Source organism: Bacteroides ovatus, from assembly GCF_001314995.1.
Taxonomy (GTDB): domain Bacteria; phylum Bacteroidota; class Bacteroidia; order Bacteroidales; family Bacteroidaceae; genus Bacteroides; species Bacteroides ovatus.
This window is the reverse complement of sequence record NZ_CP012938.1, coordinates 826,953-851,302: the sequence shown is the minus strand read 5'-3', so window position 1 is coordinate 851,302 and position 24,350 is coordinate 826,953. Positions and strand designations below refer to the sequence as shown.

At 40.7% G+C, this 24,350-nt stretch carries 16 protein-coding genes; 3 read left to right on the top strand and 13 right to left on the bottom strand.

What is annotated here, in order from left to right:
• Positions 1-16: 16 nt before the first annotated feature.
• The 12 genes from Bovatus_RS03310 to Bovatus_RS03255 form a co-directional block, all read right to left on the bottom strand.
• Complete coding sequence (locus tag Bovatus_RS03310; RefSeq protein ID WP_004296031.1) at positions 17-2,317, bottom strand: DUF5703 domain-containing protein; 2,301 nt, start codon at positions 2,315-2,317, stop codon at positions 17-19.
• A gap of 33 nt (positions 2,318-2,350) precedes the next feature.
• On the bottom strand, positions 2,351-3,784 hold the full coding sequence (locus tag Bovatus_RS03305; RefSeq protein WP_004296032.1) for a sialate O-acetylesterase: 1,434 nt from the start codon (positions 3,782-3,784) through the stop codon (positions 2,351-2,353).
• A 116-nt stretch (positions 3,785-3,900) separates the two neighbouring features.
• A complete protein-coding gene (locus Bovatus_RS03300; protein ID WP_004296033.1) occupies positions 3,901-7,200 on the bottom strand; it encodes a glycosyl hydrolase in 3,300 nt (1,099 codons plus the stop codon).
• Between the two features lie 207 nt (positions 7,201-7,407).
• Positions 7,408-8,301: a helix-turn-helix domain-containing protein gene (locus Bovatus_RS03295; RefSeq protein ID WP_004296034.1), complete on the bottom strand. Its 894-nt coding sequence runs from the start codon at positions 8,299-8,301 to the stop codon at positions 7,408-7,410.
• A 79-nt stretch (positions 8,302-8,380) separates the two neighbouring features.
• On the bottom strand, positions 8,381-8,746 hold the full coding sequence (locus tag Bovatus_RS03290; protein ID WP_004296035.1) for a DUF4469 domain-containing protein: 366 nt from the start codon (positions 8,744-8,746) through the stop codon (positions 8,381-8,383).
• Positions 8,747-8,797: 51 nt separating this feature from the next.
• A complete protein-coding gene (locus Bovatus_RS03285; protein ID WP_004296036.1) occupies positions 8,798-9,592 on the bottom strand; it encodes a DUF1566 domain-containing protein in 795 nt (264 codons plus the stop codon).
• Between the two features lie 33 nt (positions 9,593-9,625).
• Positions 9,626-11,935, bottom strand: coding sequence for a DUF4906 domain-containing protein (locus Bovatus_RS03280; RefSeq protein ID WP_052587819.1), 2,310 nt, complete (start codon positions 11,933-11,935; stop codon positions 9,626-9,628).
• 30 nt (positions 11,936-11,965) lie between these two features.
• Positions 11,966-14,455: a fimbrial protein gene (locus tag Bovatus_RS03275; protein ID WP_004296038.1), complete on the bottom strand. Its 2,490-nt coding sequence runs from the start codon at positions 14,453-14,455 to the stop codon at positions 11,966-11,968.
• A 21-nt stretch (positions 14,456-14,476) separates the two neighbouring features.
• Positions 14,477-15,445, bottom strand: coding sequence for a FimB/Mfa2 family fimbrial subunit (locus Bovatus_RS03270; protein WP_004296039.1), 969 nt, complete (start codon positions 15,443-15,445; stop codon positions 14,477-14,479).
• A 3-nt stretch (positions 15,446-15,448) separates the two neighbouring features.
• Positions 15,449-17,053, bottom strand: coding sequence for an Mfa1 family fimbria major subunit (locus tag Bovatus_RS03265; RefSeq protein WP_004296040.1), 1,605 nt, complete (start codon positions 17,051-17,053; stop codon positions 15,449-15,451).
• A 55-nt stretch (positions 17,054-17,108) separates the two neighbouring features.
• Positions 17,109-18,650, bottom strand: a complete 1,542-nt coding sequence (locus tag Bovatus_RS03260; RefSeq protein ID WP_004296041.1) for a DUF3868 domain-containing protein — start codon at positions 18,648-18,650, stop codon at positions 17,109-17,111.
• Between the two features lie 7 nt (positions 18,651-18,657).
• Entirely contained in the window at positions 18,658-19,245 is a 588-nt protein-coding gene (locus Bovatus_RS03255) for a DUF3575 domain-containing protein (protein WP_004296042.1), read from the bottom strand.
• Positions 19,246-19,865: 620 nt separating this feature from the next.
• On the opposite strand from Bovatus_RS03255, the gene Bovatus_RS03250 reads away from it, so the two are divergent.
• The 3 genes from Bovatus_RS03250 (at position 19,866) to Bovatus_RS03240 (ending at position 21,539) form a co-directional block, all read left to right on the top strand.
• On the top strand, positions 19,866-20,390 hold the full coding sequence (locus tag Bovatus_RS03250; protein ID WP_004318320.1) for a hypothetical protein: 525 nt from the start codon (positions 19,866-19,868) through the stop codon (positions 20,388-20,390).
• 145 nt (positions 20,391-20,535) lie between these two features.
• Positions 20,536-20,817, top strand: coding sequence for a DUF3791 domain-containing protein (locus tag Bovatus_RS03245; RefSeq protein WP_004296045.1), 282 nt, complete (start codon positions 20,536-20,538; stop codon positions 20,815-20,817).
• The gene (locus Bovatus_RS03240) at positions 20,811-21,539 is read left to right on the top strand and encodes a DUF3990 domain-containing protein (protein WP_004296046.1); all 729 of its coding nucleotides are present in this window, start codon (positions 20,811-20,813) and stop codon (positions 21,537-21,539) included. Before Bovatus_RS03245 ends, Bovatus_RS03240 begins: the two co-directional genes overlap by 7 nt.
• A 98-nt stretch (positions 21,540-21,637) precedes the next feature.
• On the opposite strand, the gene mgtA is transcribed toward Bovatus_RS03240, so the two are convergent.
• Positions 21,638-24,289, bottom strand: a complete 2,652-nt coding sequence (mgtA, locus tag Bovatus_RS03235) for a magnesium-translocating P-type ATPase (protein WP_004296047.1) — start codon at positions 24,287-24,289, stop codon at positions 21,638-21,640.
• Between the last annotated feature and the right edge of the window lie 61 nt (positions 24,290-24,350).

Genomic DNA, 24,350 nt, shown 5'->3' with positions numbered 1-24,350 from the left:
GCACTCCGCAAAATTATCATTTTTCCTTTTCAATCATTATAACAATATCCTTTTCTCTACTTTCCGGTAAAACTTTCAAGTCCGTCACTTTTCCGTTTTTCAGAGTGGCTTCTACTGTTGTTTCGCCCGGAGCATGAAGTTTGAAATGTACGTTCCATTCTTTCGGCCATGCCGGGAAAAGGAGTATTTGTTCTCCATTGGTTTGCAATAGCATTTCCTGAAGTCCTATCATGCCGCTACCTCCCCAGTTGTGATCGGGTGTCCAGTCATATCCCGGTCCCCAAAATGCGGGGAAACGATGCGGTCCATTCGATAATTTGGCTAAAGATAGTTTCTTTGCTTCTTCGGTCAGGCCTAAACAGGCAGCCCATATATTATCTTGTTTCCATCCGGTATGCGAACGTAACTTGATGGCATCCGGGTCATAAAAGTAGGTATTACGTGCCATATCCAGATCCTCCTTTCCTACTCCATAAATACGCCATGGAAACACTGGATAAAGTTGTGGCGTTTCAACATTATTAATTCGTTCCCAACTTACAGCGGGCGAAATTGTTTGCTTCAAGACCGGAGCAATAGTCGGATTCAACGTATCTTTTATTTCTATGTACCGCAATGGAATCGGAGGGATTGTCTTTAGCATCTCTTCTTTCTTTCCATAAGTTTCCAATACTGTTTTTAGAGCAGCGATGGTGCTACTGGCATTATTAGTCATCTTATATGTCTCACAAGCAGAGCCCGGGAAAAGAATCAGATGTCCGTTGCCATCCAACGCTTTCCGTCCCCGGCGGGAAGCTAGTTGTCGGTAATGTTCGTCGAAGAATGTCAGCGAACTCTCGATCAGAGGTAAATAAGGGGTAATATTAGCATTTGCATAGTTCTTTGTTTCCAATATCATTTGGCAGAATTCAAGAACCGTATCCCATTCATATTCCAGCCAGGCATTATATTCCAATCCTTTGTCGAACCAGTCCGGTCGTTTGAAACCATATTCTGCGGGGTTCGGTAAACCGAAATTTTCGATCTGCTCGCTAAAGCAGGCTCCATCATGTTGCCAGTATACACGGCTTCGCAGTTCTGCATTCTTCAACATGCGGTTATAAAAATCAAACTGGGAAGGCATCATATCAAAGTCTCCGCTTTTCAGCATCGGCCAGTATACTAAACGTTGATTCTGTGCAGTCATCGTACCACCTCCCCATTTCCGGTAGTCGGGGGTAAAAGATTGTTTTTCATCGACATGGCAAGGATCAAAGGTAAATAGTCCACCATTGAATTTAGTCGGTACGCTGCCATAAGCATTACATCCCAGCATATAGCGGAAAAGGGTGTAGTTTCTAGTTATTTCTTTTGCTTCACCATCTGCTTCGATAAAACTGCGTTGCCAAAAGGAATTCCACCACGAACGGGTCTGTTTTTTATCCTGTATGATAGTCTTCGATGAAACTTTGCCTTTGGGGGCTATTCTATGCAAAGCTGTTTGTATTCCCTGCTCCCACTCTTCTATTGTTTCTGTCTGGTCTGTATGTAACACAATGCAGAAATGTTCTTTCCGGGCTGCTTTGGAAGAACGGAATTTCCAAGCACGGTAGTCTGTTCCGGCATATACATCATCTGTGGTACCGACAAATTCTAAGTTTTCACCAAAAAGAGTTCCTCCGAAAGTTAAGTTTTTCAAAGGATTCATCATTTGAGATTTTACTTCGTTCATTCCTTGTTGAGCGACAACTACATCAAAAACGGTCTGTTCAGGATTGCGATGATAGAACAGAAGTTGATTTGTATTTACGGAAACACAGTCGGACTCCGTCACAGTACCTTTTGGGGGAGCCCATTTGTAGGAACACTGTTGCCCCTCTCCTTTTCTGACAGGCCGTGCCTGATAGCGCCAATTTTCATAAAAGACTTCAGTCTGCAACGGTTGTGCATTTGTTACCTCTACATGTATAATCGGATGAAAAACATCTACCCAAAATTGTATCTGCGTGTTTCCCGCCGCGATTTCTACATATCCGTCTTTCAGCTTCAACTCCTGACGAAAATTTTTAGCGTCTTTGAAAGGATTGGGCGACAGGCGGAGACGTACACGCCCTTGTTTTAACTGACAGTTGTTTTCATCGAATGTACCGCTACGGCTCACATAGAACATAACATCACCGTCTTCTACCCATATATTCATCCCAATATCTCCACCGCCACAGGGCATAGATTCAGAAGAATTACGACTGGGAGTATTCCAAATGACATTGGCATGCTGACTCCAAAGAGCCGACACGCCAACAAACAGTATGGTTATAATCAGATAAAGTCTCTTCATATATTTTTCATATTTTACCTTGTCTATTTGCGATTACCAATCATCCGAACGAAAAGACCCTAAAGGCAATCCGTCGCAATATACATCTCCTTCCACATAGTTTTCAAAACAATATCGAACAGCTACCGGGTGCGACACTTTATCGCTTTTCACCAGCATCTTACTACGTTCTATCCATGCTTTGGCCGGGTAAAAAACTTTATCTTCGCCGGCTACCTGAAAGTTTTTCGATTCGAAACAGTTCTTGCCGCTGATCCACATATTGGCACGTTCGAAGCTGACAACTACGGTGTCGTTCTTTATTTCAATGCTTTTATAATAAGGACTTTCGCCATTTACACCTTCCACTCCATACGTTTTAGTTAAAGCCAGAAGTGCCAGGCGTTCGCCTGCAACCTGTTTCTTCGCGGGATGAATACCTTTTTCCATTCCTGCATCCAGTAATACAGCCATACCACTGTTAGCTACACGATGCTCTACTTTTGCCTGTGCCTCCCGGAGATATGCCGAATTTATCACTTCCTTTCCTTTTTCGGTAATAATCCCGTAATCATACGGAGCTATCTGGCAATAATAAAAGGGAAAATCACCCTGTTTCCATTCGGCACGCCAACCATTAATCAATCGGGTAAACATATCAGTATACGTATGGGCACGATTCCAGTTATCTTCGCCCTGATACCAAATCACTCCTTTCATTGTCATACCGATTAACGGATGCAACATACCGTTATAAAGCACGGTCGGAGTACGGTTTTTAGATTTTATGTCGGCTTCCGTTTGAGGAATCTTCGCTTCCGGGAAGGCTTTCAGCCAGTCCGCTGTCATCCATGCTTCACAGGCGGAACCACCCCAGGCTGCTACAACCAACCCAACCGGAACATCTAATATTTCATTTACCAGTCTCCCGAAATAATAGGCTGTTGCGCTGAAATCACGGACACTGGCCGGGGTTGCTTCTTTCCACGAACCGATAACGTCATTCTGCGGAGTGAATGTAGAAGTACGTTTCACCGTAAACAGACGGATTTGCGGATTCTTGCTGTGAAGAATGTCCATATTGGCATTTTCTACCGGTTGGTTTTTGAAGCCTTTCATCGGCATTTCCATATTACTTTGTCCGGAACAAAGCCAAAGCTCGCCTATCAGAATATTATTCAGTTTCTTTTGGGTTCCATCATCAAAAGTCACAGTATAAGGGCCTCCCGCTTCGGGAGTAGCTACTGTCAGTTTCCATGCCCCATTTTTATCTGCTGTTGCTGCATATTGTTTTCCATTCCAACTAGTGGTCACTGTTACTTTTTTATGAGGAGTCGCCGTCCCCCAAAGGTTTGCATTGGTCTGTTGCTGCATCACCATGCCATCAGAAAAAATAGCCGGTAGCTTTACTTCTGCGTGTGTTGACAGGCAGGCAGCAAGCAGAAAACCTGCCAACATTGTACCTGTTTTAATAATTGAACTTTTCATACTTTAGCTATATTATAATGAATTGGGCACGGATTACATGGATTGCGCTGTTACTTTATGTAATACGATTCTCATAAACCGTGTAATCCGCGTAATCCGTGCCTTAAAAATCTATTTTATTCTGTGGTAGAAAAACTCAAAGGTCCGAGCAATCCTGCCGGAAGCAACGTTTTCTCTGCCCTGCGATATTTTGCATTAGTCCAAATGCCATCAAACGGTGCTTTTCCTTCATCAGCTCCTGTCAGTGCATTCGCCCAAGTATTTGTAACCTCTATTTCAAGCTCATTAGTTCCTTTTTTCAGGGCACCTGTAATATTTGCACGATAAGGAGCAGTCCAGATTGTGCCACAATCTACGCCATTCACACGAACAGTTGCCAAATTATAAACTGTTCCCAGATTCAGATAAATCTGTTGGTCTTTATTCGGTTTATTTTTCCAGCGGAAAGTTGTTTTATAGGTTGCTGTCCCCGAATAATAACGTATCTGTTCGTCCGATTCTTGGCTCCAGTCGAAGAGTTTTTTTCGTGTGAGCGTTTTTTTGTTAGCTGCAAAAGTTATAGCATATTCCTTTGCTTCCAAAGCTATGTTTAAAGGCTCTTTGGCTATATCTTTTTTCTCCTTTTGCAGTTGGAGAGAGGACTCTCCATAGCCTTCATGTACTCCCTCCGCAGGATATACGATGAATACGGACTCATTAGGAGCCAATGTGAGAGTAACTTCTGTCCGGTTTCCGTTGATACGATAGGAAGGATGAATATTCATCTCACCCGTCACCGGATTCCAACATTCCGGTTTCTTACCGTTAATACGCATACTTGCAGTAAACGTGCGTGTTTCGTTCTTTTGGTTGGCTACGAAATAGAGTTCGCCAAGTTCGCCACGACGATGCGTCCAGGCAATATCTTCCGGCACAATCATATCACGTTCCAGACCATACACAGAAAAATCTTCTTCTGTATAAGGTAAAGAAGGTACCAAAATGCCAGCTTCTTTTAGTTCATTGATTTTCTTCTGCACTTCCGATGACAATACAGGTTCGAGATTCATTGGACGCGCAAGAGGCAGTACCAATACTTTATAACTTGCTCCACCCGGCAACGTTATTCGTCCGTTTTCTGCTTTCGCCAAACGAAGGATTGCATCTTTATTAAAACTATCGTATGCATATCCACGAAGCGGATTCACCCATTTCTCCGGATCAGCCATGTTAGCTGAATGAGTAACACCTACCGGACGTACACGTAAAGGCTGTCCCTCATTAGCCAGACGGATGCGTTCACTTTCCACTCGTTCTGCACCGAAGATTCCCGGTAGAGAGGGAACCAATCGTTCCGGTAATATCGAACGCCTCGGCACTTCTTCGCCTGTAAAGACTGCGATGTCTGTTACCGGATGCCCATATTGCAATAACGACTGGCAACGGGTAGCATATTCGGAAAAGGCTTTTGCGCCTTTATCCCACCAGGTCTGATCCCGTTGGAAGAATAGTCCGATGCCATCCAATGTCATGCCGGGCTTGCGGTCCAGCCAGGGATTATGTACATATACATGGTAGAAAAGACGATTGATTCCTAATGCGTAATTACGATCCAACAAGGCTTTCAACATTCCGGGGTATTCATCCCACGTGCCACGCACTTCCGTGAACCCTTCAGCCTGAATAATATTCTTTCCGTAGATATGTGCTCCGCTAATAGCGTCGAGCATATCATTCGGTTTGTCATGTGTAGGACTGTTCAACCAAAATTCACCCATCGGAAGATCTACTTTTTGATAATGTAATAGACCATCGCTTACCATCGTCGGAGCTACACATTCTGCCGAAAACTGGCAATCATATTCTCTCGCACAGTCCGCCAATACCTGATAAAACACATCTACGACGAGTTCTGATATGGTAGTACGTACGTCTCGCAGAATCTTTTCACTTTGTTCGACACTTTCCATCGGAATACCTGCCAATAGAGGTAGATAAGGCATCAAATCGTAGCCACGACGTTTCTGAAATTCAATAGCGAAACGTTTATTCCAGTTTTGGCTGCCACATTCCCAACTGTCGACATGCATATATTTCAGTACGCGACGAGCTACTTCGGGATTGGTCTTTGCAAATGCCTGCGCAAACCAGTTATCGAATTGTTTCCGTACCGTTTTCGGGTTAAACTTATCACATTCCAATCCTTTTCCGCCTCCCGCTGTGGCATTGGTATGTCCGGTAGCTGTATGTCCCATGCGGAGTAATTTCCATTTTCCTTTGGGGAGAGTGGCGGTCAATGTTTTTCCATTCGAATGACTAGTATATTGCTCTGTCAGATTGATGACTTGTGAAAGTGAATAGCAGTCCTGTTTCCCAACTTCCTCTTCTTTGGTAGCTTGAGCAACACGCCATACCAGTCCGGCTTTTCCTTCCCACTGGTTCAGACGGGCTTCCCGATGCAGGCGTAATTCTTTTATTTTCAGATTGGGCTTCCATTTGGCAGCATCCATATCTTCACTTCCCGGTTCGCTTCCTTCAGGAGTCCAGTAGAAACGGAAGAAACGGGCGGTAGTCGGAGGAATACTATGAGTTGAATTCTCATCCGTATTCTGCCATCCCTGACGGGCAGGAACCAACTGCTTAACCAAACGATAATTCACTCCGTCATCACTGGCCATTACTTTCAAGCGGTGTGCCTGATAATTATTACCATTTAAAACGATTTCGATGTTCCGGCAAGTGAAAGGTTGCTCGTATTCATACTGGATATAGCATGGATAGGATGAACGGATCACTCCTGCCGCATCCATATTCACTGTTTGAGTAGCTTTTACATTTCCTGTCGTGGCTAGATTGACACAAGTAATCTTTGCCTGCATCTCGTCCGCTGCGTCTTCTACCGGCAAAGCGAATAATGCAATATCTTCATAATAGCTTTCATAGGCTTCCGGTTGTGGCAGGCGAATAGCCATCAGCTTTCCTCCGTTTACAATCGTATCGCTCCAAACCACTTTCTGCATAGATTCTTCGGGAGTAATCCAGGGACCTCCCGCCAATGCGAAACCATCACAAATGTGCATCCCCAATTTCAGCCCCAAACGATCTGCTTCTTCCATGCTGAAACGTACCATCTCCCACCATTCGGGAGTTAGCTGCTGCGCCTTGCCATCGTATTGGGCACCTTCATGAATACCTTTAATCGGCATCAGATAAGTACCTCCTAATCCGGCATGTTTCATTGCCTCCAAGTCGGCTGTAATCCCTTCTTTAGACACGGCACCATACATCCAATACCAAAAGGTCCAGGGTTTTGCTTCGTCTGACGGATTTTGAAATTGCTCCCTAAGTGAGCGTGTTTGCTGTGCATCGGCAGGGCATACGGCTGTCCATGCTAATAGAGAAAGTGCAAATATTTGTTGTTTCAGTCGGCTTTTCATTCCAGTCTATATTTTTACTAAAGTAAAGACGAAAATCACTCTGTTTTGTACTCACTATTAGCTTATGAGATCAGGAATATAACAACTTTAATCAAAAAAAGGTGCACCTCCTTTCCTACTCTCGGAAGAAGGTGCACCACACAAACAAAACAAACAATAGACGACCTTCACAGGCAGTATTTCGTATATTACTTAACTAACTATAAATCATGATCCATCTATCTGAATAAAAATTCTTTCTCTATAATCAGACGGTGTCATGCCGGTATGTTCGCGAAAGAACCTTGTCATAACGGAATTCGACTGGAAGTTTGTACGTGATGCCACTTCTTTTATTTCAAGGTCCGAATCCCGTAGAAGAGCCTTTATCTCAAGAATGGAATATTCTATAATCCAGTCTTTTGCCGAACGGCCGCTCATATCCGTAATTACCATTGTAAGGTGTTTAGCGGACACGCACATCTTTTGCGCATAAAACGCAACATCCCGGCTTACGGTATGAAATTCGATCACCAAACAAAAGAAGTCGAATAAAAGTTTTTCCTTACGGGTATATTTTACTAATTCGGCAGCTTTCGGATTTCTTTTATAAGCCACATAGATATCCCAATAGAAAACACGTAATAGTTGCATAATAGACTCCCGTCTGAATAAGTTCCGAGGCAAGTTGATACGATAAATCAGTATATGACAAAAGTGAATGAAGCGTTGACATTCTTCATCGCATAGCGGAGTGCTGAAATTTTTCCGCATATAAAAGAAAAAATCAAGAGTAGGTATACATACTCCGCTTATCGTATCCATAAACAAGTTTTTGGATACTTTGAGAAAAGTCATTGAAAAGTCATCGCTAATCTCTGTGACAGCAGCCAACTGGAAAGGAAAAATAACAACCAGATCATTGGGAACAATCCGTCGTTTATTACCAAAAACATTGAAAAGCGCACTGCCTCCCGTACATATCCCGTTTATCCCTTCTTCAAGATACGCAGGAGTTACATTAAGCGGTAAATCGTCTATTTTAGTATAGACATTAAACTCTTCTGTTTCTGATATATTATCAAATACTTTATTTTGCCTATATGGCTTATTATCTTTCATTGACTGCAATTTATGCTATTATGCTGTTTGTCTTTATTTCTTGCTTCTATATATACATATGTTAATCGTGACATTTTGATTAAGTAAATTGTACAATCAAAGATATGGGAAAGATATATAAGAAACTTTCTTTATCTTTCATCAGAATCATCAGTGCCAGAAAATATTCACCTTCATCAATATCAGGAATGGTTGTATACACTTTATCGTCCGAATATTTATGAATATCACCACATTCTATCAACATTCTGTCATTTACTGAAGACACAAGGTATAGATTGGCGCTATCCCATGTTAACATATCCAAGTGATGTCCAGTGATGACAATGGGGGCTTGTGGTGTAATCCTCCCATTACATTTTTTACTTGAAGGATCATATACTTTTTCAATGGCAGGGAATGGTGCTCCTTCAATCATTAATATTTCGGCTTTTATCGTTTTCATTTTGTATGATAATAAGTGTGTATATAAACTGATGATGATTTTGTTCGTAACTCATTTTAATGGAATATCCCGGATACAGCGGAGATAAAGAGTGCTACCCTTGGAGATAAGGGATGATGTATATTTCACTGCCATAGGATAAAATTTTATAGACCATGCACTCCCACTAGTATTATTTTCTGTTGCCAACCAATAAGCTGTTCCCTTTTTATCATCTAACGACAAATCAAACGGCTGGAAATCGGTGCCTTTATCCTTGGTTCTCTCTAATTCCTTATAAAAAATCATAATTAGGCTTCCCTCCCTTAATGTAGGTATCCGCCATGTCCCAGGTTCATCTTTCCCGTCCTTTCCACGATACATTGCACATCCTTTGGGTACTGCAAAACTTGCCGTAGTATAACTATTTGTGTTTGCCGTAGCAAGGTATCCGTTCGCTGTAGCCCATTTCATTGTTTTCTCTCCCACATTCTTTCCATCACTATCATTTCCATCGCTACATACATTATCCGGAGAAATGATAAAGTATTCCGATACTTTCCAAACGATTTTTATTGTTTGATTATTCTCGTTGTAAGGATGTCGTGTAATCCGTTTTACATAAACATTCTCACCGTTAACTTGAATGGGTTCAGTATCCATACCGCTGTCGGTGTACTTAAATAATTGAATAGTTTTATAAAAGTCAGGGTTTTCACTTCTATTTTCCACCCTGTTTGCCGGTAACTCCATTGATTTAATAGCTGCATACTTAATTCCCGCCTCTTCATATATTTCAATCTTTTGAGAATACCCTTTCAGCAGGATAAAAAAAGATACGAAGATTATGACTGTTATTCTTTTCATTTTGTTCTTTATTTATTTTAGTTCATGTCATCATTAATCAGTATCGAGCGAGATATCTATATCTCTGACACATCTGGATGATCCGGTTTGCATTTTTTGATTAGAATTTACCCCTTGGTACCATCTTTTGACATAGTCATTTCCATCTTCTGTTGTGGCACTACCTGGAAAGCTTTCGTTGTTTAAAAAACTGCCTATATACATACCAATCATTTGATTAGACGCCGGAAAATACCATTTCATCTCCTCTTTATCAATTCGTCCGTCTCCATTTTCATCCCTGTTTTTGTCATAGCAAACTCTCGCTGAAAAGGAGCTGGCCGGATATTGATATTGATAGAGTAATACATATCTAGATGCATCTTTTTGCGGGGCAGCTATTTTTTCGTTGTTCCAAGGAAGATTTCTAATATTTTCAGACAAATTTCTCGTTGCCTCTTTCCCATAATCCATATTATTGGTTCCGTATGAATATGCAGCTGTTTCAACTTTATCATAACCATATTGTATTGTTCCCATAGTTGTTATACTTTCTAAATATTTAGGGCCGCGCACAGGCAATCTGTCATGTACCAATCCCATCGTATAGTTTCCGTCTGCATCTCTCTCTCCTCCGAAACGTCCGGCATATACTGCCGGTCGCTGATCCATCTTGAATATATGATAAGCTTGCACTGCTCCTCCTCCTTCACCTTCGGTCGTGGTAGTCACTTTGATATATAGGGAACGCTTTCCGTCCTTATCATTTTCACCGGGATTGACCAATTTGCCGTTTTCATCATAAACATATTCATTATTGTAAAGATAAAACGTCACTTGTGTAGGAAGTATGGTATTTGCTTTGACAGATGTAGCCAGCGGCTCATCAACATTGTTGAACGCATCTGTATAATTAGATGAGGAAGACAGATAGAGCCAACTCTTATTAGAAGAAACTTTTGTGATACAGAGATTATCCGTATATATCCCAACTTCCACTTTCCTTCCTTGAGTCTGTATAACTATGGGACGTACATCATAGGCTGCATCAAGATCATAGCTTACGCCCGCTTTGTTGTATTTAGTATTATCAAATTTTGCTCCTCCACCAACGCTTATATTCTGGCTGGCATGAAACTCTACATACTGACTGGCGGTATACATTCTGATCCGTTCGTCATTCTTTGCCGAAGTAAGGTCTGTATTTATGGTAGTACGTAGGTTATAAAAATGGTTGGGTTCTACGTCAAAGTTATTGGTATTGTTATTTCCAACATACATCTGGTAAATTGCATATTCGTCAGTTGCAGATGCAGTTGTCGGGTATGCCCATGCCTCAATCTGCGTACCCAATGGCGGTGCATCCCCAGCAGGGGTTTTATCAACAATTTTATAGTAGCGTTGATTTTCACTAAGAATTTTTTCTATCGTCCCTTGACAATTCTGTGCAACATACCAGGTTGCCGAATAGAAATCATTGGAATCGGGTCCCTCAAAATCAACAGTTTCAAGCGTGGCATAAGTGTCCTCTGCGGTATTTTTTGAAGGGTTGGAAAGTCGAATCGTATTGTTGACATTCAATAATTTCAGTCCTTGTAATTGGTAATTCTCCACTTCAAATTTATAGCGTAATGTAATGCGTGCCATCAACCTCCTGACTTCAATACCTCCTACAAAACCAACGGGCTTGTTGTATTCCACCAGGCCACGTTTACCATCATCAACGTTTACGACAGTGACTCCTGACACTTCTCCGGCAAATGGCACCTCATTATCAGCTGTGATAAGCGATTGGGTATGTCCTTCTACATTAGTCAGATATTTGAAATTCCATTTCTTAAGATCATCAAGTGTTCCCACTTCACTCATATCATAATCAAGTTTAGGTCCCAGTACAAGCAGGTATAAAGTCTGATTATCTGCCACAACTAAGGGAACATCTATAGTTACCATGTCATTAATAGCTGTCTTTACATCACTAAGTTTGTGGGGTTTTCCGTTAATCGAACCATTCTCATGAAACTGGAAAAGCCAAAGATTATATAACGAGGTTGTACCATCGGATACCCGGGTATTGGAGTTTATTGCATATTCCTTTTGCCCCTCTCCCAAAATCACCGTAAACGGCGAATCAGCATTGGTTCTGTTTCTAAAAAATGGCTTGGTAACTGCATACCCGCTCACAGACGTTGGCTCTACAGCAGGAGGAAGGCTGACATTCAGGCTGACCATCACCATTTTGCCGGTAGCATTTCCTGGATCGAATTCTTCCAGTTTATCTTTTGTACAGCTTGTGAATATCAGTGAAAACAAAGCAATGCAAGCTGTCCGGAAATACACATTATATTTTATTTTTATTGTCATATTGTGTCTATTTATCATCATACTTTCACCTCAATTCTCATTGTTGGAGGATATTGTTCCGTTCTGCTTAATTGTCGGACTGCCAAGAGGAACTGTCAAGTTGTTTTCATACTCTAAATATATATTTCCTATAAGCTCAACGATACTTGGACTATTGTTTTCCGGAATTGTTATAGTAACATCATAACTATATTTATTCGGTTCAGTATGTACTTCAGTACTTTTGCACCTTATGACACCTCCATAAGTGATTTGTAAATACAGTTTTCCGGAAGAGATTGTTACGTCCGTAGGGGTGAGGTTAATAGTCGTAGTATAAGATCCTCCTTCTTGCGGTATATTACCCATGCTGCTTAATCCCGTTTTTGCACGTAAATCATATCCGCTTTGTGAAACTGTGAGTATTTTATTTACTGTTTTTCCTTCCAAACCGATCCCCTCCACTTTCACTCTGAATGAACGCGGTGAGGTACTTTCTTTACGTTTGACGTATATCGGTATGTTTTGAGTGTTACCGCCATGGGTGGTATGTATTGTTTCTCCGGCTACAAATGAGAAATCGTCAAATTCGGTTGTTGAACCCACATATGCTCCTTCTGTGACAAGTGTTGCTGTCCAGTAAGGAATATTCGAGATAATACCAAAATAAGCATTTCCGCTCGTTTCAGTTCCCTGATAAGTAGGACTGCTGATGATACCTACTTCCAGTTGGCTTTTTATCATCTCATTGCGCACACAACGGATCATATACGCGTTTTGCCTGTCCATATTTTCTTGAATTTCTGCATTTTGCGGTTCTTCTCCGGAAAAATGGAATACGGTAGCATTGTTATCCCAATACCATCCATTGGAACGGTCTCCTTGCGATATACCGTTCGTATCCCTATATCTGTTATGTGGAGAAAATAGCCAATGGAATGAAGGATAACCCTGTGAATTACTTTCATTTTCTGCTGCCGTTTTCAATATTAGATTTTCAGCCGGAGTAGCCATGCGCCACTGCTTATTATCCACAATCCCCAAAGTCTTGATTTGAGATTCGGACAGTCCGGCAAGTTTGCAAGGGTCTCCCTTTCCCGCTGCCACTTGGACAATTGTATTATCTGTGGGTATTTTATCCGTTTCCAGATAAGGAATATCCGCCCATTCCGTAATATTTAAAGGAGCGTACGAGCCCGGATACCAAAGTACATCATTCAATATAGTGGCATTGGTAGGTGGGGTGAATTCCGTATTTGCATCCGGTGAACTTATGGCTATCAGGCTGCCGTATTTAAATAGGATATCCTTGTATCCTGTTCCTGAATGATATGCTTTCAGTATCCCTGAATAAACACTAAAGTCATTCCATATATTCACATTTCTGGACGTATCGGCTACGGCGTCATAGTCTGCAGCCTTGTCACTTACAATAACCAGTCCGTCAATAGGTTTCCAGTTGATAGTGATGTCATGTTCCTCCATTGCCACTATTTCCGCATAAAGTCCCATTGCTCCCATGCCGGTAATGGTGGCGTATATCCGATAATGGTTGTTTCGTGTCAGGTTATGATTTTTAGGAGGCTCTTGACCGATATTCAGCAGATAGATGCAGTTCAGTACCTGTGTACTGCCGTTTTTAAGAACGCATTGTGCATCAATTTTAAGATAGGTTGCTTGTGAAGCATTTTGAGGTTCGGACAATAGATGTTCGGGAATATAAGTAATAGGAATCGTTATGAAATCTATGTTATCAGGAATGGTGTAGTTATTTCCATTTATCGTATACGTACCGTTATTATCGAGTTCACCTGTTCCTGATATAGTAAGATCATCCGACCATACATTTTCTGTATATGCCTGCCCCTCTCCTATAGTAGTGGCGACCGGCATACGACACACTTTTACATTCAGTTTGGTTACTTTAAAATCTTCATCCTCATTGGTGATATTTTTAATTGCCGTAAAGCTGATGCGGGACACCATACGGTTTACCTCAATCGGCAGTTCCGTTGTCGTAACATTATTGATGGTAACTGTGGCATTTGTTCCGTCGCTACGAGACTCCACATAGGCACGTGACACATTTCCATACATAGGTGGCGGAGCAACAATACCTATAGCAGAGAATGTCACTTTTTCTATTTCATTTTCCAATGTAATGGCGGCGAGCTTTTCCGTAAGCTCCGGTGTTTCGTTACAGATGATGTAAATGTTGTTATATCCCCGTGCCGCTCTTATGGGAGCGATATATATGTTATCTACGTTTATGGAAGCATCAGAAACATCGTTGTATACCAATTCGTTTTTGTCGTTAAAGACAATTGCGCGTACGGATTTTATGACTTCATCATCGTCAGCAGTAGTATTGCGTGCCCCCATTTTAATACTCATTGGTATCTTTTCTCCTTCGTAAATACGTGCGCCTGTTGTTTCGTTCTCCTTTGTACAAGAGTAAGCAAACAAAGCAAATATTGTCAAAAGCAGGACATTTGCCGAAAATTGTATGTTGATAGTTATATTCATCCTTAATTGTGCCATAATTTCGTTTCAAAAAACGGCTTACATATCTGTTGGTTGGAACCAGTAGGTCCAGTTGTTAATAGTGATACTTAATGCTACATAACCGTTCTCTTCCTTATCTCCGATGCGGATGTTAATGTCCCACTGATATCTGCGGTCGAGATATTCCTGGTCCCCCATCGTTGCTGGTTTACTTTTCAGCAAGTAGTCAATAAGGTTTATGGTTGTTTCTCCTCCAATGTCTATCGCTTTTCCTGATGTTTGCTCCGTAATGGAAAAAGGCATAGCGACATCTTTGACGAATCTAAGCGTGTGGAGCCGGGTCTGAAGAGATAGTTTGTTGTCTTCCTCATCCGCACAAGGGTGGTAAATTATGTTCTTGTTTCCATCTCCAAAATTATTTTTATAGTCATAAATACTGTTTGCCGCTATCAATTGTATATTGTATTTTGAAAGATCGACCTGATTGCTGCCTCGTGTAATGCCTATCGTTATATCATTGGTATTACGTATCAGGCTGACAGTTTCTGTATTGCTTATGTTCTCCGGAGAAAACATTTGCAGGGGACCGCTATGCCATAATGCATCAAGATGATTGTTGCTCATGTCATTATCGGGTTCGTATTTTAAGGATAGTTTGTCTATCGGATCACCTGCAGTCATTGACGATAGCCGGTAAAACTCATCTGTTTTTCCGGCCCATACAACAGCCGTACAGCCTTTCAGTCGATAAGGGATCAGCATACGATAGTCCGTATTTTTCAGCGGATTACCTTTTTCGATGAATGTCTGAAGATATTTCCCTTCTGCATCGAACACATAGACTTTTACTTCCTCCACCTGATCGGCAAACCAGTCTTCATTTACCATGTTATAGTCATACCTGAATTCAAGAAAAAGGTCACACTGGTCGAGATCGTCATGAAAGACGTCGCAACCGGTAATCCCTGCCGCCATAAAAGCGGCAAGGATTATTATGTATTTCTTTATGTGTCTCTTGATTTTCATCTATTAATGCAAATCAACACCTTGTGTCCAGTAAGTCCATGGATTGATAGTGATTTTTACAGAAATGTATGCGTCTGCTTCATCATCATCGGTACCCGGAGGTGTAGGATTAGTAGGATCAGGATCAGACGGGTCGGGAATCCACGGTGTTCCGGGACCGCTCACACTCTGAAGTTCCAGGTGATACCAGTTGTTACGTACCACACCGTATCTACCTAAAGCCATTTTGGTTGTTACATTTTGATCATGACGAATCAGGACATCGTAATAGCATACAGATTCATGATAATAACGTACGGCACAGAAGCGTCCGATGATACCGGTTTTCGCAGTAAATTTGTCTACGGTAAGAGCAGCTACGGCGGCATTAATGGCACTTTGTTCAGTGACACTTTCAGCCACGAGCTTTGCTTTCTTTAAGAATATAGGCAAATCTACTTTCAACCCGCTACCATCACTATGCTTCGTATATTCCTCTTTAAGTGCGTCTAATGTATAATAGTTTCCTTTCCAAGAGAAATAACTACTATTTTCGTTCAAACCACTAGGAGTATACGTAGCCTTTACCACGACTTTGGTGGTGAATCCTAATTGCTGTGCCTTAGCTTCCATTGTATTTTCCAGACAATACAGACTTGATCCATTTGTTTGTACAACAGCAGGTATATCGTCACTTTCATTATCTATATTTTTCAGATAATCGAAAGCAGCCATCAGATTGGCTTCGTCTGTTTTTTTATTTCCAGTATTAATAACGGGCTGTTCGCTAAGCAAATAGTTATTATCTCGACGATAAACCGCTCCATTCGTAGCATTGTCATAAGTGATAAGTTCACTATACAGTTTCACATTCTTGTTGGTAACACTCAATTCCCAACCATCGAAAGTAAATTTGGCACCATCAGGTTTTGTACTGAAAGGGTCTTTAACCGCAACTTCTACTTTTGCACTCAATCGATCTACACTAATTTCAGCAGGATTGTTTTTGGCATCTGTTTTTGCCTGATTTATGGCTTCATTGGTATATCCACTTGGCTTATGCACTGTTACATTCGTTAATGCTCCTTCTATCCCAGTATTTTTACCAGCGCTCACCATCATGAATTGATTAGTGGTAGTGACATTGGCAATAATCGTCTCAATAGCGGTGTTTATTGCAGACCAAGGTTTACCTTTTACAGCATCCGCAGTTAAATTCCACCCTTTATTCCCGTCGGTGTAAGGATTGATAACTACAAATACTTTTTTGGTCTTCTCCGGTACTAATTTTGCATCGCTAGCTACAGCTTCCGGGGTCCCTGTTCCACCGGATTCTCCTCCGCTATTCCCAACAGTAAGATCGTCAAAGTTAACCACATCAAGGCACACATCTTCCTCGTCAAATAATAAAACTCTGACTGTCCCTGCTTTACTTTCCCCTGAACTTCCCGGTTTTTCTACTACATTCTCTGCTCTTGTAGTGGATGTGTGACTTTGCAGGGAAAGCGACAGATACGCCTTTCCATTCAGTTCACCGCTCGGAATATTCCCTTCCCGAGCATCATCACTACTACAGCCGGCAAACATAAAAGTCACCAATGTAGATAATAGAAAACTTTTTGTTTTCATCTTTGTTAAATTTTAAAATGTTGTAAATAAAATGATAATTATAATAAATAAAAAATCAATAATCTAGTTTAGTCATTGATCGAATATCTTCTTCCTTTTTATTCAATTCCTCCAGATTGAAATATGCTTGTTCCAATCCGGATTCGGCAGCTTTGATTAGATGTAGCTTTGCCTGTTTATAGTCGCTTTTCAACAGGTACAACACTCCTACGGCATTTTCATATTCCGGTGCAGAAATCTCTGCTTTCTTAAGATATTTTTCTGCTAATGCAATGTCTTCTCGCGAAAGTGCAGCCGAGGCAGCATTCAGGTTGGCAATCTTATCATCAGGAAAGAGACTGACAGCTTTTTCAAACAATTCTATAAACTCCGGCGATCCGTTTTTGTAAGTGAGAGCGACCAAATAAATTTCATTCAGGCTCAAATTTTGTGGCCGACTATGAATCAGCACTTTTGCCTGTTCTATATTAAAATTCTGAACATCGTACTCTATTTTACAGATCGCTTTACGCAGATGTGGGTAATACTCACGCAACATAAACCGATAAGGATTGCCCTGTTTATATAGCATCAACGATTTCTTGCGACTGGTATTCGTTCGGTAGTTTATTTCAACTGGTATGTGATCTATAATATGAAGAATTCCATCCTTTTCTGCCATGTCAGACTCTGCAACCATTTTACGTAGTCCTTCCCAGTTTTCGCCACCATATTCCACCTTGTATAATTCTTTAGAGAAAGGGAAACGAGGGAGAAGGTAATTAACAAGTGCCTTTGCACGTCCTTCGGAAAGCTGTTTGTTAAAAAGGACAGAACCCTCCGGTGAAGCATAACCAATGACTGATATTCCACGAATGGTAATAGTTGTATCATTTCTCACTTCGGCAAGCATAGAGGATATTTTTTCCAGTTCGACCGGGTTGTTCATGTAATCCGGTCTTATGATGGTCTTTGATACAACAAAATCCAGGAACGCTTCACATGACATCTCACGTTTTTTTACAGGTTCAACTTGGGGGCGGACATAACTGATATGCGGGACGATGTGATATGGAACAGGCGGTTGCTCCAAAGTGACGGTACCGAAAAGCGGAAACGTCGATAATAACTTGCCCGGTTTGCAACAGCCCATTACTTCCTTTTTTATATCCAAACGTGCATCTTTCATCCACGATTCGAATGGAATGACCAAGGAATATCGAATTTGTTTTTCTTCGGTTATTCCATATCCTTTCACAACATAGTACGGAGCTTCCGACTGGTAAAAATCACGTTCCTGTGTATTCATTAAAGCCAGTTTACGTTTCAGGTTTTGGAAATTACTATGCCCTTTGACAGAAATCTCCGGTAACTCCAGTTGGTGGTTTGCAGCAATCAATACCGGTATCAGTTCTATCGAATGATTGGAACTGACTTTTATTTTATCAAGGTCATAAAGCACTTGAATATGTAGGGAATCCCCCACTTGTTGCAATTCGATGGCTGTTGCTTGTATCGTTCCTTTATACCATTTGTCCGGCAGGTTTTCTCCATATAGTAATGGAGAAACGAGCAGTGACAGAGGCAACAGCCATAGGATAGATTTTAGATTTATCATGTTTTTGTTATTTTATAAGAAATATAAGTGAAACTGCTGCTTTAGTAGGTCCGAAATAGTTGCGATTTTCTGTTCCGGTCTTTTCACCACAAGTCTCGCATCGGAACTTGTCATAATGTAGTCTGACATACCCTATACCTATATTTGCTTCGAGACTCCAACGATTGCCTAAAAGAAAATGGTAGCCGTACGAAATGCCTCCGCCTATTCCCCATCCTTCATAGCGATAGTGACCGGAATCATCTCCAAATAGAAGCGGCAAATGATGACCGGCTATGTTGTACTGTCCGCCTAGTATATGTATTCCCCAAAAATGTCCGCTGAATCTTTCACACGTCCAATAACGATATTCTACCGAGCCAAGCCAATGCACCAGTTTCTTGTTTGAGGATGAATGAACGGATGTAAACCAGTTGAAGCCAGCACCCAGATCTACTGTACCTCGCGGTGAAATCCCGAATTCGGTTTCCAGATTAGGTGAACTGGCGTATGTACCGTAGAGTAGGTTTGTTTTTACCGCTATCTTTTGAGCCGCACATTGTGAAATGCTTCCCCAAAATATAAAAAAAAGAATTGCTATGTCATGTATCTTCATTAAAATGCGTATATTTATTGCTTATTCGCTTATGTTTATTTAAATATTATATGCTGCAAATTTACAAAAGAAATATATATTAAAATAAAACGTTCTGAAATTGCACACAGATTCCGAAATTTCACTCAAAATAGCCACATAATCATCTAAGAAGCGAGTTTTAACACTCTCAAAAAAGGTTTATCCGGTAAACATTGTTAAATTATTATCCATTCTATTCAATTAACTTTCATGACATACCGGTTGTTTATACACGCGTAAAATAAACGATGTATAAAAATGATTATTTATATTTACACGTATTGTTTAATGCTTCAATCATCCATCTTGAAATATCGGAATATTACAACTAGTTTTGTTCCCGGATTTTAAGGAGTCATCCGTTTCTTTAAAAGGAACAAGGCGTTCCTCGGTGAGAAACAGGGCGTTCCTTTAAAAGGAACGGTTCCTTGGTTTTAAACCAAAAAACAGTATCTATAATACACTGTATATCAATTTATTATAAAAAGAAGAATTCCGTCCCGATAACCATGGGAATATTCTCAATAAACCAAACGGAATTCACAGTCCAAAGGGCTGTATATACATACTTTTTTATTACAAACTTTAAAAAATTTCCCATGGTTACAGTTACAATTAATATCAAGCCATATTTGGCTGGATATATGTATGTCCGATATCGACAAAGTTTAGAACCCGATCCAGAGAACCAGTCTCATTCCTCCTCTCCTTCTCCTTCTTCTTCCAAACGACTTATCCCTATCCATCTCTCCCACATTACTCCAGTTTATCACTTCCTTCATCAACTATCTGTCCCTCATCCGCAAAATACTTCATGGAAAGAAATTGGGAATATTTGCTTTGTACTGCCCAAACCGCGTAATGGGAAGAATCCGGAAGTCTATAACTATATCGGAAACGATAGTGCATTGATTATAGAAAAGGAAATAGAAACGGAGATGAAAGCGGAATTATATTCCTTTCTATTGGATAATAAGTTTAATAAAGGAGTGATGTTTAAAAAGTCAATAGAACAATTCGTAGAGCACTACGAAATGGTAGGACTGGTACAGGAAGAAACTCTGATGAGGGCATTTCAAAGATGGAGGAAATTGGTGAAAGAAGAAAAAGCTATAAAACTATAATGAAAGTATATTGATTTTGATTTAATATTCCATAAGGAAACGTGATATACTATACTAATTAATTGGAAGAAAGAAGGAACTTTTCTATCTTTGCTAATATTAATCTTTTTCGCTAATGGATTAAGATAAGAAAGGAGAAAATAATATGACCCTCAAAGAAAAACAATTAGAGTTTATTATCTATTGTATAGAGAATACAGCTGAACGGTTAGGACGCTATAGTGCGGATGTATATAATAAACTAAAAGAATTAGGTGCTATAGACGGCTATATAAATGCTTTTTATGATACTTTGCATACCCAAGGCAAAGCCTACATAGTAGATTCTTTATTAGAATATATCTATCATCGTGATCCACAATGGTTACCGGAAGATTATCGTCCTTTTCAAGTTTCGACACAGCAAAAAGGAGATAAGTCATGTTAACTGTTTATCATGGTTCTACTTACCGTGTAGAACAACCATTAGCTGGCGTATGCCGACCGAATCTTGATTTCGGAGTGGGCTTTTATCTTACTGATTTAAAGGAACAGGCAGTTCGTTGGGCTCTTCGCACAGCTGATATTCGCCATGAAAATAGTGTGTGGCTCAATATTTATTCATTGGATATAGATGCCTGCCGCAACTCTTCTTTTAATTATTTGCACTTTACCACTTACGATGCACATTGGCTGGATTTTGTTGTAGCATGTCGACAAGGGAATGTTATATGGCAGGATTATGACATAATAGAAGGCGGTATAGCAGATGACCGTGTGATACGTACTATTGACCTTTATATGCGTGGTGATTACACTCGTGAAGAAGCGTTGTCACGTTTGATTCATCAAGAGCCTAACAATCAAATTTGTATTACGAACCAAAAAGTAATTGACGAACACTTACATTTTGTGGATGCTATACTTTTGCCTTTCCCATCTCTCTCAAAAGAAATCCCCAATGCTGATATTGTAATGCAAGGCAAATATTACAGCATTGTAGAACTTCTTGCTGCCCGTCTGCATATTTCCAGTCTACAGGCACTTGATATATTTTATAATAGCGAAAGCTACCAGCGCATTGTCCACCGACTTGGAGATCTATATCTCATGAGCGATGCATATATTGTAGATGAATTAATGAGAGAGCTACAAAAAAGACAAGGTTAATATCAACCTTGTCTTTTTTGTAGGTTAGAATATTCTATATAAGAAAATATTAGATATTTATCGCTTAATGATTTCTGAATAAAATATGATACTGTGGATTATAACCAGCGCACAAACTTCTTAATATACCAATTCTTCACGATCTGCGTCAAAATGCAATAAGAGAGCAAAATCCCAACCAGCCAGGGGAAATAGCTCAAAGGAAGAGCTGTCAATCCGATGGAACGCCCGAAAGCGGTGAAAGGAATAAGAATACCTATTGCCATGATTAAGAAGGTCAGTCCCATTACAGGCCATGTGGCACGGCTTTGTATGAACGGTATCTTGCGGGTACGTATCATGTGGACAATCAATGTCTGTGATAACAAACCTTCCACAAACCATCCGGTCTGAAACAGTGTCTGATGTTCGGGGCTGTTGCAGCTAAATACGTACCACATAACCAGATACGTTATAATATCAAAGATAGAACTGATGGGACCTACATAAATCATAAAACGACTTAGATCGGACGCATCCCATTTACGGGGTTTCTTCAGGAACTCCGGGTCCATACGGTCAAAAGGAATGGTGGTTTGCGATATGTCATACAACAAGTTCTGGATTAATAGATGTATCGGCATCATGGGTAGAAACGGCAGGAATGCACTGGCAAACATCACACTGAACATATTACCAAAATTGGAACTGGCAGTCATCTTGATGTACTTATTGATATTGCCGAATGTCTTTCTTCCTTCAAGCACTCCATCTTCCAATACCATCAAATCTTTTTCCAACAAGATAATATCTGCGCTTTCTTTGGCTATATCCACAGCAGAATCGACTGATATACCAATGTCCGACTGACGTAATGCACCTGCATCATTGATTCCATCTCCCAGGAATCCCACCGTATTCCCTTGTCCCTGCAACAGAGAGATGATTTGCGTCTTTTGTAATGGAGTCAGTTTTGAAAATAAAGTGGTATCCTTTACCGCTTCTTTCAATGCTGTTTCGTCCATATTTTCTATTTCTATCCCCGTAAGAAAATGACTGGTGTCAATTCCTACCTGTCGTGCAATAGCTTTCACTACAATATCATTGTCTCCCGATAGAATTTTAACTGCTACTCCATGCGCATATAATTGTTCGATGGCTTCGGCAGCAGAAGGTTTCGGAGGATCAAGAAAAGCAAGATACCCGATCAATACCATTTCTTTTTCATCTTCGATGGCGAAATTACAATCTTTCTCGATAAAACTTTTTTGGGAGACTGCCAATACCCTCATCCCCTGCTGATTCATTTCTTCACTAATCATCTTTGCTTTGATTTTCAAGGCATCAGTCAAGGGATGAATCTGCCCGTTGAACTCGGCATAGGAACAGACATCGAGAACCTCTTCTACCGCTCCTTTGGTGATGATTTGCCGCTTTCCCTGCCTGTCTTCTATTACAACAGACATTCTTCTGCGCGTAAAGTCGAAAGGTATTTCATCCACTTTGGTGTAGTCATCCTTCAAATGTTCCAGACTCAAATCTCTTACATGAGAAAGAATCGCTTTATCCATCAGGTTCCTTAAACCGGTTTGGAAATAACTGTTGAAGTAAGCATGACGAAGAATACGTTTACTGTTGTCGTCACTGCCATCTGCATTGATATATTTCTCCAATACGATTTTATCGCAAGTCAATGTACCGGTTTTGTCAGTGCAGAGTATGTCCATCGCTCCAAAATTCTGAATGGCATTGAGATTCTTTACGATTGTTTTCTTTTTGGACATGGCTATCGCTCCTTTGGAAAGGTTGGCAGTCACAATCATTGGTAACATTTCCGGGGTAAGACCAACCGCAACGGATATGGCGAATATGAAAGCCTCGAACCAGTCTCCTTTCGTAAAGCCATTCACGAAAAATACAAATGGAACCATAACCAGCATGAAGCGAATCAACAAAAAGCTAACCTTGCTAATGCCTTTGTCAAAAGCTGTAGTGGCACGATGTCCGACCAGGCTCTTTGCAATAGTACCCAGATAGGTTTTGTTCCCCGTCTCAAAAACGATTCCTTTTGCCGCACCACTTATCACATTAGAACCCATATAACAAATATTGTCCAATTCAATGACACTTCCTTTTCGGAACTGCTGTCCCCGTACCTCCGGAAACTTTTCTATCGGTTCGGACTCTCCTGTCAATGAAGCCTGGCTGATAAACAAGTCTTTAGAATCGATGATCCGAATATCAGCGGGAACCATGTCCCCAGCTGCCAAATACACGATATCCCCCGGGACGAGTTCCGTAATCTCGATCTCTTCTTCATGCTCTCCCGCACGTTTGGCGAGACATGTGTTTTTTACCATTTTCATTAAAGAATCCGTAGCCTCACTTGCTCGCCATTCCTGCCAAAAACGCAGGATAGCACTGAACAGCACCATGGATGAGATGATAATGACTCCCGTCCATTCCTGCTCTCCAGGATCGGCCATCAATACATCCAAAAATAAGGATATTATGGCGAGCCCGGTCAGAACGCCAATGAAAGGATTGATAAACGTTTTGATAAACAGGATAAACGGATTCTTTTTCTGTTCATGTACCACTTCGTTTCTTCCATAAATGGATTGTCGCTCCTGCACTTCTCCCTGTGTTAATCCAAGCTTGGTTGTTTGCAAGTATGAATAGATTGACTTACCGGGTTGTGTGGCAACCAAAAATACTTTCTCTGAATTGAATGTGTACTGTGGTGAACGCAGTTTTTTCTTCCATACCATAATCTCTAATTTTTTTTAGTTACTAACTGCATTTATTAATTCGATGCAAAAGTAAGGAGGA